The following is a 13,929-nucleotide window of genomic DNA, read 5'->3' as shown; positions in this document are numbered from 1 at the left end:
GCGCGCGCGTCGATCTCCGCGAGCAGGCGCTCGATGCGCCAGCGCGCGCCGCCGAGGTCGGCGAGGGGGGCGCGGGTGACGGCGCGGGCGTCGATGCGGGCTCCCGTCGGCGTCGGGGAGACGCGCAGGGTCAGCTCCACGGGAAAGCGCAGGACGAGGGTGGCCGTTCGCGCCTCGAGCCGCGCCGTCGGGCCACGCCCGCCCGGCGCCACCGCCTCCACCACGTCGTAGCCGACCGCTTCCGTCGCCTCACGGGCGAGCGCGTAGGCGGCGTCCTCCGGCAGGGCGACCTCGAGGCCGGCGAGCGCGGGGGCCGCCGCGCGCTGGCGCTCGCGCAGGCCGGCAGGCGTCGGGACGGGGCGCCATCCGTCGCGCGCCTCGCTCGCGGCGCGCGAGGCCGAGAACGTCAGCGGCGGGGCGGCGCGTGTCGTCACGTCGAGCATCGGCGGGCCGGCGAAGCTGCGTACGCCGACGGCGGCGGGATAGGCGAGCGTCACGACCGCGAGCATGAGCCCGCCGACCGCGCGCCCGAAGCCGCGATGCCCCTCGCGCCAGATCCGCACGAAGGCGAGGAGCGCGAGGAGGGCGGCGAGCCCCGCGACGGCGCAGGCGGCGGCCAGCGCCGCCAGCCCGGGCTCCAGCTCGACGCGCCGCGCGCGCACGACGAGGCCCGCGATCAGGAGGACGGCGAGGCCGAGCCAGCCGAGCCGCAGCGACCACGTCGCGGGGCGCGACATCGGGTCCTCGACGATGAGGCGACGCATCTCAGCCCTCGATCAGCGCGCGCCGTGCGCCGATCTCGGCGGCGACGAAGTCGAGGAAGACGCGCACGCGCGCCGAACGGCGCAGGTCCGGGTGGGTGAGGAGCCACAGGCCCGCCGAGAAGTCCGGCCGCGGGTCCGACAGCCGCCGCAGGCCGGGACGCGCGTCGCCGATCAGGCAGGGGATGGCGCCGATGCCCACCCCCGTCTCGACCGCCTCGGCGAGCCCCAGCACGGTCGATATCTTCGCGGCGACGCGCTCGGGGGCGACGTGGTCGCGCACGAACTTCGCCACCTTGAGCCCGGAGAGGTTGTCGCCGAGCGAGACCCAGTCGCGCGCGTAGAGCGAGGCGATGTCCGGCGGCTGCGGATCGGGGAAGTCCTGGCGCCGCCCGTAGAAGGCCCAGTTGATCGTCGCGAGCCGCCGGCCGACGAGCGTCTCCGGCGGGGCGTCGGTGGCGCGCACGGCGACGTCCGCGTCGCGCTTGGACAGGTTCAGCGCGTGGTTGGCGAGCACGAGGTCGAGGCGGATCTCGGGATAGCGCCCCCGGAAGTCGGCGAAGATCGGCATCAGGAGGTGGACGAGCAGCGAATCGCTCGTCGTGACCCGCAGCTCGCCGGCCGGCGCGATCGACTGGCCGGCGATCTTGCGGGCGAAGCCGTTGATGTCCTCGTCCATCCGCTCGGCGATGGCGCACATCTCCTCGCCCGCCGTGGTGAGCACGTAGCCGGTGCGGTGGCGGTCGAACAGCTTGACGCCGAGCGCCGTCTCGAGCTGGCCGAGCCGGCGGAAGGCGGTCGAATGGTTCACGCCGAGCGCCGCCGCGGCGCCGGTCAGCCCGCGCGCCTCGGCGATGGTCTTCACGAGGCGGAAGTCGTCCCAGGCGAGCTGGCTGTTGGTCATGATCTCTTGCGTCCGCGCAAACTTTCGCTGTCGAGGATACAGCTAGCGTTGCGTCGAGGAAAGTCTACTTTTCGGGGCGACGGCACCCGGCATGCGCGCGACCCCGCGCCGAGGTGCTCCCCCCGACAACGCAGGAGATCCCGATCATGGCGAAGGTCCTCGTCCTCTATTATTCCACCTGGGGCCACATCGAGCAGATGGCGAACGCCGCCGCCGAGGGCGCGCGCGAGGCCGGCGCCGAGGTCGTGGTCAAGCGCGTGCCCGAGCTCGTCCCCGACGCGATCGCGCAGGGCGCGCACTACAAGCTCGACCAGGCCGCGCCGATCGCCGACCCCAACGAGCTCGCCGACTACGACGCGATCGTCTTCGGCACGCCGACGCGGTACGGCAACATGGCGGCGCAGATGAAGAACTTCCTCGATCAGACCGGTGCGCTCTGGGCCCAGGGCAAGCTCGTCGGCAAGGTGGGCTCGGTCTTCACCTCCTCGGCCACCCAGCACGGCGGGCAGGAATCGACGATCCTCTCGTTCCACACCGTGCTCCTGCACCACGGCATGGTGATCGTCGGGCTGCCCTACGCCTTCGCCGGGCAGATGGGCGTCGAGGAGGTGAAGGGCGGCTCGCCCTACGGCGCCTCGACCATCGCCGCCGGCGACGGCTCGCGCCAGCCCTCCGCGGTCGAGCTCGAGGGCGCGCGCTACCAGGGCCGTCACGTCGCGCAGATCGCAGGCAAGCTCGCGGGCTGAGCCGGCCCGCTCACCGCTCCGCGGCGGCGCGGGCGAGTCGATCGCGGATCGCCTCGCCCAGCCCGTGGGCGGGGATCGGCGCGACGGCGATCGTCGCCGCGCCACTCGCGTCGAGCCGGCGCAGCCCGCCGAACAGCCGCGCGGCCGCCTCGGCGAGGTCGCCGCCCACGCTGAGGTTGAAGGTGGCGACGGCATGTCCGAGCCCCTGCGGCTGCGCCGGGCCGAACAGCAGCGCCGCCTCGCCCGCGCGGATCTCCGCGGCGTCCAGCCGCACCCGCGCGCGCGGTGCGTAGTGCGAGGCGAGCATCCCCGGCGCCCGCACGCCGCCCTCCGGCAGGCTGCCGGCGAGCGGGCTCCCCAGCACGTCCTCGAGCGCGCTGCGCGGCACGCCGCCGGGCCGCAGCAGGCGCGGGGTCTCGTCGACGCAGGCGACGATGGTCGATTCGACGCCCACCCGCGTCTCCCCCCCGTCGAGCACGGCGGCGATTCGCCCGTCGAGGTCGTCGAGCACGTGATCCACCGCGGTCGGGCTCACGCGGCCCGACCGGTTGGCCGAGGGTGCGACGATCGGGCGCCCCGCCGCGACGAGGAGCGCGTGCGCGAGCGGGTGTGCCGGCACGCGCAGCGCCACGGTGTCGAGCCCCGCGCGGGCGACGTCGCAGACGCTCCCGCCCGGCGCGCGCGGCACGACGAGCGTCAGCGGTCCCGGCCAGAAGGCGTCGGCGAGACGGCGCGCGCGCGCGTCGAGAACGCCCTCCGCGTCGGCCGCGGCGGCGTCGGGCAGGTGCGCGATCAACGGGTTGAAGCGCGGGCGCTGCTTGGCCTCGTAGATCCGGACCACCGCGGCGGGGTCGGTCGCGTCCGCGCCCAGGCCGTAGACCGTCTCCGTCGGGAAGGCCACGAGCGCGCCCGTGCGAAGCAGCGCTGCAGCGTCCGCGATCGCGCTGGGGTCGTCGGCGGGAAGGCGGCGGGTGGGCATGATGACGGCTCGCGATCGACGGTCGGGCGAGAGTGTGCTCGGCGGGCGGGCCGCATAGCACGGCCGCCGGCGCATGCCATTGCATGAAATCCCTGCGATTGCGATGCCGGTGCGGGTCGCCGGCCCCACGGCCGGGTCGGCGCTCCGTGCCGTCGTCCGCGATCGTCTCGACGGAGGACGCGCGAGCGGGTGCATCGTCACGGCCGACAGGATCGCGCGGCGCGCCGTGCGGTGTTTCGCGCGACCACGCGCTCCATCGCCCTTCGCGAAGCGCGCCCTCTCGGCTAAGGATGCCGACGGTGTCCCAGACCCGGGACGGAGGCGGCGAAACCGGCATGGAGAGCCTCGCATTCTCGAACGTGGCGCTCTTGTTCGGCGCGGCCTTCGTCGTGGCGGGGGTCGCGACGAGCCTCGTCGCCTCGCGCTTCGGCGCGCCGCTGCTCTTCCTCTTCCTGTGCCTGGGCATGCTCGCCGGCCAGGACGGGCCCGGCGGCATCGTCTTCAACGACTACAGGGTCGCCTATATCGTCGGCTCCTTGGCGCTCGCGGTGATCCTGTTCGACGGCGGCCTGCGCACGCGCTCGTCGAGCTTCCGCGGCGTGCTCGCCCCCGCGCTGATGCTCTCGACGATCGGCGTCGTCGTCACCGCGGGCATCACCGGCGCGGTCGCGACGCTGATCCTCGATCTGCGGCTCGTCGAGGGCTTGCTGGTCGGCGCCATCGTCGCCTCGACGGATGCCGCCGCGGTGTTCTTCCTGATGCGCTCGAAGGGCGTGCAGCTGCGCCGGCGCGTCGCCAACGCCATCGAGATCGAGAGCGCCACCAACGATCCCGTCGCCGTCTTCCTCACGCTCGTCCTCGTCGAGCTCGTGCTCGCGCCGCGGGCGACGGGCTGGGTCGAGGTCTCGCTGATCCTCGGCCAGCAGGCGCTGGTGGGTGCCGCGATCGGCGTGACCGGCGGGCTCGCGCTCGCCGCGACCCTCAACCGGGTGACCCTGCCGCAGGGCCTCCATCCGCTCCTCGTCGTCGCCGCCGCGGTGCTGATCTTCGCGCTCGCGAGCGTGCTGCAGGGCTCGGGCTTCCTCGCCGCCTACCTCGCCGGGCTGATCCTCGGCAACCGGCCGGTGCGCGCCTTCCCGACGATCCTGTCCTTCCACGACGCCACGACCTGGCTCTCGCAGATCGTGATGTTCCTCGTGCTGGGGCTGCTCGTCACCCCCTCGACGCTGGTCGCCTATGCGCTGCCGGCGATGGCGCTCGCGGTCTTCCTGATCGTGGTGGGCCGCCCCGTTTCGGTGTGGCTGTGCCTCACGCCCTTCGGCTTCTCCCGGCGCGAAAAGACCTTCGTCTCGTGGGTGGGCCTGCGCGGCGCGGTCTCGATCTTCCTCGCCGCGATCCCGACGCTCGCCGACCTGCCGAACGCGGAGACCTACTTCAACGTCGCCTTCTTCGTCGTGCTCGTCTCGCTGCTCGTCCAGGGCTGGACCGTGGCCTGGGCGGCGGGACGGCTCGGCCTCAAGGTCCGCGACACGGGTCCCGAGATCAAGCGGCTGGAGATCGACCTGCCGGGCCAGCTCGAGCTCGAGCTCGTGGGCTACCCCGTCGCACCGTCGAGCCCCGTCCTCGCCGGCGCCGTGTTCCCCTCCTGGATGCGGACGGTGATGATCGTGCGCGGCGGGGAGGTGCTGACCCCCGAGGCCGCGGGGGAGCTCGCGGTGGGCGACTACGTCTACGTTCTCGCCCCGCCCGCCCGCGTGGGCCGGCTCGACCGGCTCTTCGCGACCCTCGACGGCGCCTCCGCCTTCGGCGTCGGCACCTTCTCCTTCGGCGGGGACGCGGCCATCGAGGACGTGTGCACGCTCTACGGCCTGCACGTGCCCGCCGACCTGAAGGGGCTGACCGTCGCCGCAGGCTTCGCCGAGCGCTTCGAGGACCGCGTCGACATCGGCGACCGCATCGCCATCGAGCCCGCCTACCTGCTCGCGACCGCCATCCGCGACGACCAGGTGGCCAAGGCCGTGGTCGAGTTCGAGGAGGACGGCCGGGAGGGCGCGGGCGGGATCGTGGGGCGCGTCGGCGATAAGCTGCGCGGCTTCCTCGTCGAGCGGCGCGCCGCCCGCGCCGCCGCCGGGAAGGCCGCTCCCGGCCGCCGGCCGGAGGCACCGGCTGAGTAAGGTGGGCGCGGGGCACGGCCGGAGCGATCGATCGGAGCAATCGAGCGGGGCAGTCGATCGGGGCACGCAGAAACCCGCATTGACCTTCCCATGATGTGGGACGTTATCGGGACACGAGTTGCGGGGGTGCGTTCCCTCCCCCGTCCCGGAGATCGAGATGACCACCGCCCCGAAGACGCCGGCCGACGCCGCTCCCCTCCCCCGCCTCGACCTCGAGGAGGCCGCCTGCGCGGCCGGCCGCCCGAGGGATGCGGCGTGAGGATCGGCGAGGCCGCCCGGCGCTCCGGCGTCTCCGCGAAGATGATCCGCTACTACGAGGAGATCGGGCTGCTCGCCCCCGCGGAGCGGGCGGGCAATTCCTACCGCGACTTCGACGCACGCGAGCTGCACGAGCTCGTGTTCATCCGCCGCGCACGCGCGCTCGGCTTCTCGATCGAGGAGATCACCCGGCTCCTCGCGCTGTGGCGCGACCGCGGGCGGCCGAGCCGGGAGGTGAAGGAGATCGCCGATCGGCACGTGGCCGACCTGAAGGCGCGCATCGCCGACCTGCAGGGCATGGTCGACCAGCTCGAGCACCTCTCGCATTGCTGCGCCGGCGACGACCGGCCGGACTGCCCGATTCTCGCCGACCTCGCGAGCCCGTGATCCGCGCAACGCCCGTCTCGTCGCGCGGGTGCCGCCGTTACGCCGTATTCACGCTCGATTAACCCTCACGCAATCGAGACGGGGCGCGAGGGATTCGCGCCGCGTCTCGTAAGGCTTCGTCAATCATGGCGGGGCAACACCAGGGGCGGACCGGCGTGCGACGGGGCACGTGCGCCCGCCCGCATCCGGTCGCCAGGAGTCACAGGTCCGCCATGCTCGCGTCGCTCTCTTCCGTTCGCGCCCTCCGCCTCGCGGCAGTGGTCGCCCTGCCCCTCGTGCTGGCCGCCTGCGCGGCGACACCGCCGGGCGCCGAGCTCGGCGCCGGCGGCGTTGCCGGCTCCGCCACGCCGGGGTCCGCCCAGGACTTCACGGTGAACGTCGGCGACCGCGTCTTCTTCGAGACCGACCAGTCGACCCTCACCACCACCGCCCAGGCGACGCTCGATCTGCAGGCGCAGTGGCTCGCCCGCTATCCGCGCTACGCCGTCCTCATCGAGGGGCACGCCGACGAGCGCGGCACGCGCGAGTACAACTTCTCGCTCGGCGCCCGCCGTGCCCAGGCCGTGCGCGACTATCTCGCGGCGCGCGGCGTCGACACGGGCCGCATCCGCACCGTCTCCTACGGCAAGGAGCGCCCCGCCGCCGCCTGCTCGGACGCCTCCTGCCAGTCGCAGAACCGCCGGGCCGTCACCGTGCTCGAGGGCGGCGCCGGCGCCTGACGCCTCCCGCGCCTCCGATCGGTCGCTGCCGCTCAGGCGTAGTCGAGCGGCAGCGCCGTCGTGTTCTTGATGCGCTCCATGGCGAAGGACGAGGACACGTCGTAGAGGTCCGCGACAGCGATCAGCCGCTTGTAGACGCGGTCGTAGGCGGCGATGTCGGGCACGACGACGCGCAGGAGGTAGTCGACCTGGCCGCTCATGCGCCACAGCTCGACCACCTCGGGGATCTTCGCCACCGCCTCGCAGAAGCGCCGCGCCCAGTCCGCCTCGTGGCGGCTGGTGCGCACCATGACGAAGACCGTCACGCCGACGTTGAGCCTGTCGGGGTCGAGCAGCGCGACCCGGCGCAGGATCACGCCCGCCTCCTCCAGCTTGCGGATGCGCCGCCACAGCGGCGACGGCGAGAGCCCGACCTGCGCCGCGAGCGCGTCGAGCGGCTGCGTCGCGTCCTCCTGGAGGCAAGCCAGGATTCTGCGATCGATCGCGTCGAGGGTGAATTTTTCCGTCATTTTGCGATCTCGTGCAACGATATTGCGCAAGACTAGCGATCCGGGGCGCGATTGGCAAAGGGCTTCCCGGCCGGCGGGGCGATGATGGGGCTCCTCGACGAGACCCTGTCCCGGAGCCGACCGATGACCGACGAGACCCCCCGCCGCCTGTCCTTCACGGATCACCCCGCCTCCGTCGGCGAGACCTATCTCGAGCACATGGGCGTCGCCTTCTCCTTCGGCGGCCGCCTGCTCGTGGCGGGGCTCGCCTGCCTCGCCCACGGCGTCTTCCCCTTCCTGTTCACGAAGACCGGCTCTCGCACCGTCGGCGAGCTGCACGAGCGCATGGTCGCCAACCGCGTGCGCCACGGCGCGCGGGCCGCGGGCCGCGAGACCGCCGAGGCCGCGCCTCACCGGTAGAGCGACAGCCGCGCGAGCGCGAGATCGGCGTCGAAGGCACGCCCGATGGCGACGAGGCCGATGCGCCGCGCGCCCGAGAGATCGAGCGGCGTCTCGATGCGATGCGCGCGAAAGCCCGCGAAGGGCAGGCGCAGGCGCGTCCATTCCGGTGCCGCGACGAAGCCGGCGCGATAGGACTGCCAAGGGCGCGTCACGTCGCGGGTGCGCAGGTGCACGCCGTAGCCCTCGCCGTTGCCGAGGACCTCGAGCTCGAGCCCCGCGAAGCCGGAGAGGTCGATCGGCGCACCGTCCGGCGCGAGGTCGCGGGCGATCTGCACGAAGCCGCCGTCGTTCTCGAGGCGCACCCGCCCGGTGAGCCGCAGCGCGCGTCGCCCGCCGACCGTGTCGACGACGGCGCGCCCGTCCGAGACGCCGCCCATCACCCGATCGGAGATCAGGCGCCAGGCGGTGGCGTCGTGCGCGCGCGCGCCGTCGACGTCGGCGAGAGAGAAGTCGTTGAGCAGCATGGGCCCTCCTTCGGTCGAGGTCACTCCAGAATGGAGCGGTTTCGCGCCGGTCGCTCTCGAATCGGGGAGACCGCGCGGTGAATTGAGCAAGGAATTTCTGCTTTCCTCCGGCGGATAGAACCGGGCGTGGGCGGCCTCCTCCCAGGCCGCCCCGCCGCGCCGTCCCGCGGAGCCCCTCGCGCATGTCCCGCTCCTCCCGCGCACACCGCAACCCCGCCCTCGCCCTCCTCCTCGTGCTGGCGACGGCGCTCCTCGCGGCCGTCCTGTCCGCCGCACCGGCGGCGGCGCAGGACGTCCTCGTCGCCCGCTGGGTCGACGCCGAGGGCGGCGAGATCGCCCGCCGCGGCTTCGACCTCGCCGCGCTGGACGCGCTCGACCCGATCGCGATCGAGACGACGACGCCCTGGACGGAGGGCGTCGGGCGCTTCGAGGGCGCGCGGCTCGGCGCGCTGGCTGCGCTCGAGCCCGACGCCGGCGAGATCGCCGAGGCGCGGCTCACCGCACTCAACGACTATACGATCGAGGTCCCCGCGCAGGATTGGTCGACCTGGGATCCGGTGCTGGCGACGCGGCTCGACGGCACGCGCATGCGCGTGCGCGACCGCGGGCCGATCTGGCTCGTCTACCCGCTGGATGCCGACCCCGCCCTGCGGACGCAGCGCTACCACGCGCGCATGATCTGGCAGGTCCGCGAGGTCGTCTTCGTGGCGGCCGCCCGATGAGCGCGCCGGCGAGCCGCCCGACGAGCCGCCCGCCGGTGCGCCCGGCGATGATCCGGCGCCGGCGCGTCGCGCTCGTCTCGCTCCTCATCCTCGCCTGCGGCGTCTTCATCACGGCGACCGCGGGGGTCTACGTGCGCCAGATCGAGCAGAAGGCGCTGCTCGCCGAGACGATCCGCGCCTCCGGCTGGACCGCCTACCAGGCCAAGCTCGAGCACGTGCGCAGCCTCGCCGCGCTCCAGCTCGCCGAGCATGCGCCCTCCGCCGACCGGCTCGCCGAGGCGGCGCTGCGGCTTGAGATCCTGCTCTCGCGCCTGCCGCTGATCGGCGCCTCCGACGGGGGCGACTTCCTATCCTCCCTCCCCGGCGTGCCGGAGCTGGCGAGGCGCATGGAGGCGGAGGTCGCCGCCGTCGCCGACGAGGTCTACGCGACGGATGCCGACGATCCCGCGATCCGCACCCGCATCTCCGACTGGCGCGCACGGATCCGCGCGTTCGAGGTCGACCTCCAGCACATGCTCCAGCAGACGGTCGCCTACAACGAGCAGCTGTACAGGCGCGAGAGCGAGCTGAGCGAGGCGCCCGCGATCCTGCCGCTCGGCTCGCTCGTGATCTCCGGCGCGATCCTCGTCGGGCTCCTGATCGTCCAGGTCCGCCGCGCCGAGCACGGCCTCGACGAGATGCGGGCCGCGCGCGCGCAGGCGGCGGAGAACGAGGCGAGCCTCCGGCGGATGATCGAGGCGGCCCCAGTCGCCTTCGTCGTCGCCGATCCGCACACGGACGCCGCGGTGTTCATCAACACCAGCGCCGCGGGCCTCGTCGCGGACGATCCGCGCGACGGCGCCTGGCGCGCGGCCATCGGCCAGTGCCGCCGCGCCGTCGGCGCCCGCGGCGCGCTCGCGCGGCGTCCGTCCGACCCGGCGGTGCCGGTGACCCTGCGCCATCCCGGCGGCTGGCTGATGAGCTGCACGGTGCTGCACAGCCGCATCGTCTGGAACGGCCGCGAGCAGAGCCTGTACGCGCTCGTCGAGACGACCCGCTCGCGCTCGGCCGAGCGCGAGGCGATGCAGGCCTCGACGCTCGCCGCCGTCGGCGAGATGGCGGCGGCGATCGTGCACGAGATCAACCAGCCGCTCGCCACGATGAAGATGGCCTCCTCGAACGCGCTTGCGCTCCTCGACGAGGGCGCGCCGCCCGAGAAGCTGCGCCCGAAGCTCGCGCGCATCGACGCGCAGGTCGACCGCGCCCGGCGCATCACGGACCAGATCCGCCGGCTCGTGCGGCGTGGTGACGATCGCCCCCAGCCCCCCTTCTCGCCGCCCGAGGCGATCGAGCTCGCGGGGGGCGCCGTGGCCGAGCAGTACCAGCGCGCCGGCATCGCCCTCGCGCTCCGGGTGGAGGACGCCCGCGGCAGCCTCGTCGCCGGCGACCCGACCCTGTTCGAGCAGGTGCTCGTCAATCTCCTGGTCAACGCCCACGACGCCTTCGGGCCGCCGGGGCGTCGCGCACCGGATGCGCGGGCGCCGCGGGTGCGCGTGCGGGCGCGTGTCGAGGAGGGCGCACTCGTCGTCGAGGTGCACGACAATGCCGGCGGCCTGCCGCCGGAGATCGCCGAGCGCCTGTTCGAGCCCTTCGTCACGACCAAGCCCGCCGGCGAGGGCACCGGGCTCGGGCTCGCGCTCGCGCGCAAGATCGTCGTCGACATGGGCGGGCGCATACGCGCGGAGACGGTCGCGGGCGGGGCGCGGTTCGAGGTCCGCCTGCCGCTCGCCGCGTCCGCCCACGCCGTCGCCGCCTGAGGGAGCCGAACGATGATCCTGGTCGTGGACGACGAGGAGGAGCTCCTCGAGGAGATCGTCGAGATGCTCGGCCGCCGGGGCCTCCCCGTCGTCGGCGAGAGCCGGCCGCGCGCAGCGCTCGACCTTCTGGCGCTGCACCCGGAGATCGACGTCGTGGTGACCGACTGGCGCATGCCCGGTCTCGACGGTCTCGCCCTGATGCGTGCCGCGCGCGGCGACCCGTGCGCACGACGCGACCGGCGGTTCTTCGTGATGACCGGGCACGAGGGCGACGCGGGCCTCGCGCAGGCGCTCGCGGCCGGCGCGGCGGGCATGCTGCGCAAGCCCTTCGCGCCACGAGATCTGATCGCGGCTCTGGAGGATCGCGCACACGAAACGTGAAGACCTGTGAGCTAGCGTAGCGGTATCGGCTGTCTACCGAGCGAGGACGAACGTGATCGGGACACTGGCGAGCACGCGCGCCGAGACGACGGCGACCCCGGAGACGCTGACGGCGCTCCTCGTCGACGACGACGATGCGTTCGTCGAGGAGCTCGCCGAGGGCCTGGAGCGACTGGGCTTGCGCGTCGTGTGCGCCCACGACGCCGGCGAGGCGCTCGCCGCCGTCGACCGCGTGCCGGAGATCGGCGTCGTCGTGGTCGACGTCGGCCTGCCGCGCATCGACGGCATCGAGCTCCTGCGCAAGCTGCGCACGCGCCGGCGCGAGCAGCCGCTGCCGGCGATCGTGCTCACCGGCGAGGCGACCCTCGAGCGCGCCGTGGCGGCGCTGCGGGTCGAGGCGCACGACTTTCTCCAGAAGCCGGTCGACGCGCACGAGGTCGCCGCCGCCATCGGCGGGGCCACCGCCCGCCGCGAGGACGCCCCCGCGGCCGCACCCGCCGCACCGGTCGAGGCGCCGCGCCGCAGCCCGACCGCGGGCGAGCGGCTCGCCTCGCTGCTCGCGATCCGCAAGGAGCGCAAGCGCATCTTCGGGCCCGACCTGTTCGAGGACCCGGTCTGGGAGATGCTGCTCGATCTCGCCAACGCCGCCGCGCGCGGCGAGGAGGTGCCGGTCACGAGCCTGTGCCTCGTGTCGGGCGTCTCGACCACGACGGCGCTGCGGCGCCTCGACGACATGGTCGCGGCGGCCCTGATCGAGCGCCGCCGCGACCCGACGGACGGCCGGCGCATCCTCGTGCGCCTCACCGCCGAGGGCCGCGAGAAGGTGCAGCGCTACCTGCAGGCGCTCGATCAGAAATTCGGCTGACGACCGCGCCGCCCGCCTCAGAACGGCAGCGACGCGGCTGGCCTCGCCTCGGGCGCGACGATCGCGAGCCGCTCGCCGACCGCGATCGTGCCGTCGGCGACGACCTCGGCATAGACCCCGCAATCCATGTGGCCAAAGGCCTGCATCAGCGTGCGCGGGATCGCGAGATCGCGGATGCCCGTCGCCGGATCGACGTTCGTCGCGGCGCAGCGCACCGTGCGCTCGCGCACGACGAGCCGCAGGCCGGACGGCGCTGCGAGCGTGCAGCCGACGAGATCGTGCTCGGCGAAGGGGGCGAGGTCCTCCACCACGAGGTTGGCGCGAAAGCGCAGCGGATCGACGGGCGTGCCCACGCGCGCCTCGATCTCGGCGAGGCTCCGGCGGTTGACGAGCGAGACCCAGCCCGTCGGGGAATCCGTGAAGCGGTAGCCGTCGGGCGCGCTCAGCACCTTGGGCGGGCCGTCGAGCGCGTCGCCCATGAAGCCGGCGAAGAACGCCTCGATCGCCGCGCGGCCTTCCTGCGTGCCGAGATCGCCGCGCGCCAGCTCGGCGCCCGCCTCGCGCACCACGAGGGTGCCCGTGTCGTGGTCGTAGGCGGTCTCGAGCCGGGCGAGCTGCTCGTTGCGCATGAGCATCAGGTAGTGGCGCTTCGAGCGATGGACGGGCGCCGCCGGATCGAAGCCGGAGGGGCCGTTCTCGACGGCGTGGATGCGGTCTCCCGGCACGAAAGCGCCGGCCGCGAGCGCGACGCGCGCCATCGGCTCCGGGGAGAGGCCCTTGACGGGGTAGCGGTAGAGGCCGGCGACGCGCATCCCGTGCTCCTCACAGCGGCTGGAAGCGCCCGAGCGCGAGATCGGGCGCGCTCGTCGCCCGCCGTGAGGGGACGGTGCGCCCCGCCCACAGGTCGGTCGCGACCGCGCCCTCGAACTCCGTGATCGGCGCCTCGCGCCAGCCGGCCGCGTCCGCCTCGCGCACCGCCACGTCGGCGATCTCCGACACGGTGCGGGTGACGTGGTCGCCGACGATCGCCGCGAAGGGCCGGCCGGTCACGGGCTTGTCGAAGACCACCTCGAGCACGATGCGCTCGCGGTCGAGCCCGGCGAGCCGCACGGCCACCCCGCCGCCCTCGGCGAAGGCGAGCTGCACCGTGCGCGCCCGCGGCGCGAAGACGACGCTCTCGATCCGCGTGCGCATGCCGTCCGCCCCGAGCGGGCCGATGACGGCGCCCGCGCCGAAGGCGGTCGTGGCGCGACCCTCCGGCGCGAGCGGACGCATCCGCCACAGCCCGGTGCCGGTCTCGAGCGTCAGGACCCGCTCGGTCCGGCCCGCGTCCGTCACCCACAGCTCGATCTCGCCGAATCCCGCGGGCGCCGCGTCGCCGACGCGCACGGGGACGTCGGACGCCGCGAACAGCCCGCCGGGACCTCGCACGCCGACGAGGCGCACACCCTCGTCCTCGTGCAGCGTCGTGCGGACCGGCACCTCGGCCCCCGGCCGCGCCGCGACGGCCGCGTCGCAGGCGAGGAGATCGGCGGCCGGCGCTTCGGCCGCACCGAGCATCGGCAGGTAGGCGGGATGGGCGGCGGTGAGCGTGAAGCGCCGCGTCGCGTCCGACGCCAGCGTGAGCGCGACGTTGCGCGCGCCGGCACACAAGGCGGGCGCCGTGCGGTTCTCGATCGTGACGGCAAGCCCGTCGAGGCTCGCCGCGCGCACGGCGGGAGCCGTCGTGGCGGCGGCGAGGACGGCGGCGGCGAGGACGGCGGCGGCGGCGAGGCGGAGGAACGCGTGCATGAGATCCGGACGGGCGACGGGCTGCGGTTCTT

The 13,929-nt window shown here is 74.0% G+C and carries 16 protein-coding genes; 9 read left to right on the top strand and 7 right to left on the bottom strand.

Annotated features, from left to right (window positions below; genetic code table 11):
- Together G407_RS28855 and G407_RS0119580 are read right to left on the bottom strand one after the other, a co-directional pair.
- On the bottom strand, positions 1–764 hold a 764-nt coding region (locus G407_RS28855), incomplete at its 3' end, for a DUF1499 domain-containing protein (protein WP_052341633.1).
- 1 nt (position 765) lies between these two features.
- The gene (locus G407_RS0119580) at positions 766–1,665 is read right to left on the bottom strand and encodes a LysR family transcriptional regulator (RefSeq protein ID WP_029032181.1); all 900 of its coding nucleotides are present in this window, start codon (positions 1,663–1,665) and stop codon (positions 766–768) included.
- A 146-nt stretch (positions 1,666–1,811) separates the two neighbouring features.
- On the opposite strand from G407_RS0119580, the gene wrbA reads away from it, so the two are divergent.
- Entirely contained in the window at positions 1,812–2,411 is a 600-nt protein-coding gene (gene wrbA / locus G407_RS0119575; RefSeq protein WP_029032180.1) for an NAD(P)H:quinone oxidoreductase, read from the top strand.
- A gap of 10 nt (positions 2,412–2,421) precedes the next feature.
- Here the strand turns inward: wrbA and G407_RS0119570 are convergent, their stop codons facing one another.
- The gene (locus G407_RS0119570) at positions 2,422–3,390 is read right to left on the bottom strand and encodes an L-threonylcarbamoyladenylate synthase (RefSeq protein WP_043540226.1); all 969 of its coding nucleotides are present in this window, start codon (positions 3,388–3,390) and stop codon (positions 2,422–2,424) included.
- A 335-nt stretch (positions 3,391–3,725) separates the two neighbouring features.
- Between G407_RS0119570 and G407_RS28850 the strand changes: the two genes are divergently transcribed.
- From G407_RS28850 to pal, 3 genes are all read left to right on the top strand, one after another.
- Entirely contained in the window at positions 3,726–5,564 is a 1,839-nt protein-coding gene (locus G407_RS28850) for a potassium/proton antiporter (RefSeq protein WP_052341631.1), read from the top strand.
- A 255-nt stretch (positions 5,565–5,819) separates the two neighbouring features.
- Positions 5,820–6,209: a Cu(I)-responsive transcriptional regulator gene (gene cueR, locus G407_RS0119555; protein ID WP_029032178.1), complete on the top strand. Its 390-nt coding sequence runs from the start codon at positions 5,820–5,822 to the stop codon at positions 6,207–6,209.
- A gap of 212 nt (positions 6,210–6,421) precedes the next feature.
- A complete protein-coding gene (pal, locus tag G407_RS0119550; RefSeq protein WP_029032177.1) occupies positions 6,422–6,928 on the top strand; it encodes a peptidoglycan-associated lipoprotein Pal in 507 nt (168 codons plus the stop codon).
- 32 nt (positions 6,929–6,960) lie between these two features.
- On the opposite strand, the gene G407_RS0119545 is transcribed toward pal, so the two are convergent.
- A complete protein-coding gene (locus G407_RS0119545) occupies positions 6,961–7,437 on the bottom strand; it encodes an Lrp/AsnC family transcriptional regulator (protein ID WP_029032176.1) in 477 nt (158 codons plus the stop codon).
- 123 nt (positions 7,438–7,560) lie between these two features.
- Here G407_RS0119545 and G407_RS0119540 point away from each other — a divergent pair, with 123 nt between their 5' ends.
- The gene (locus G407_RS0119540; RefSeq protein WP_029032175.1) at positions 7,561–7,836 is read left to right on the top strand and encodes a DUF6356 family protein; all 276 of its coding nucleotides are present in this window, start codon (positions 7,561–7,563) and stop codon (positions 7,834–7,836) included.
- Here the strand turns inward: G407_RS0119540 and G407_RS0119535 are convergent.
- Positions 7,827–8,342, bottom strand: a complete 516-nt coding sequence (locus G407_RS0119535; RefSeq protein WP_043540225.1) for a CIA30 family protein — start codon at positions 8,340–8,342, stop codon at positions 7,827–7,829. The two genes, G407_RS0119540 and G407_RS0119535, sit on opposite strands and share 10 nt — an antisense overlap.
- A gap of 182 nt (positions 8,343–8,524) precedes the next feature.
- On the opposite strand from G407_RS0119535, the gene G407_RS0119530 reads away from it, so the two are divergent.
- From G407_RS0119530 to G407_RS0119515, 4 genes are read left to right on the top strand one after another with little or no spacing between them, the layout of a single operon-like run.
- Positions 8,525–9,064: a putative pterin-binding protein gene (locus G407_RS0119530; protein ID WP_043540224.1), complete on the top strand. Its 540-nt coding sequence runs from the start codon at positions 8,525–8,527 to the stop codon at positions 9,062–9,064.
- The gene (locus G407_RS0119525; RefSeq protein WP_052341629.1) at positions 9,061–10,860 is read left to right on the top strand and encodes a sensor histidine kinase; all 1,800 of its coding nucleotides are present in this window, start codon (positions 9,061–9,063) and stop codon (positions 10,858–10,860) included. Before G407_RS0119530 ends, G407_RS0119525 begins: the two co-directional genes overlap by 4 nt.
- A gap of 12 nt (positions 10,861–10,872) precedes the next feature.
- Positions 10,873–11,241 carry a response regulator gene (locus G407_RS28845; RefSeq protein ID WP_052341627.1) on the top strand — a complete coding sequence of 123 codons (369 nt, stop codon included), beginning with the start codon at positions 10,873–10,875 and terminating at the stop codon, positions 11,239–11,241.
- Positions 11,242–11,293: 52 nt separating this feature from the next.
- Complete coding sequence (locus tag G407_RS0119515; RefSeq protein WP_245259133.1) at positions 11,294–12,106, top strand: response regulator; 813 nt, start codon at positions 11,294–11,296, stop codon at positions 12,104–12,106.
- Positions 12,107–12,123: 17 nt separating this feature from the next.
- On the opposite strand, the gene G407_RS28840 is transcribed toward G407_RS0119515, so the two are convergent.
- Positions 12,124–12,918, bottom strand: coding sequence for an MOSC domain-containing protein (locus G407_RS28840; RefSeq protein WP_052341625.1), 795 nt, complete (start codon positions 12,916–12,918; stop codon positions 12,124–12,126).
- Positions 12,919–12,928: 10 nt separating this feature from the next.
- Positions 12,929–13,897 carry a hypothetical protein gene (locus G407_RS28835; RefSeq protein ID WP_052341623.1) on the bottom strand — a complete coding sequence of 323 codons (969 nt, stop codon included), beginning with the start codon at positions 13,895–13,897 and terminating at the stop codon, positions 12,929–12,931.
- Positions 13,898–13,929: the final 32 nt, after the last annotated feature.

This window comes from Salinarimonas rosea DSM 21201 (assembly GCF_000429045.1).
GTDB classification, from domain to species: Bacteria; Pseudomonadota; Alphaproteobacteria; order Rhizobiales; family Beijerinckiaceae; genus Salinarimonas; species Salinarimonas rosea.
Note: the sequence above shows the minus strand (reverse complement) of the source record. Positions and strands in the feature narration are given on the sequence as shown.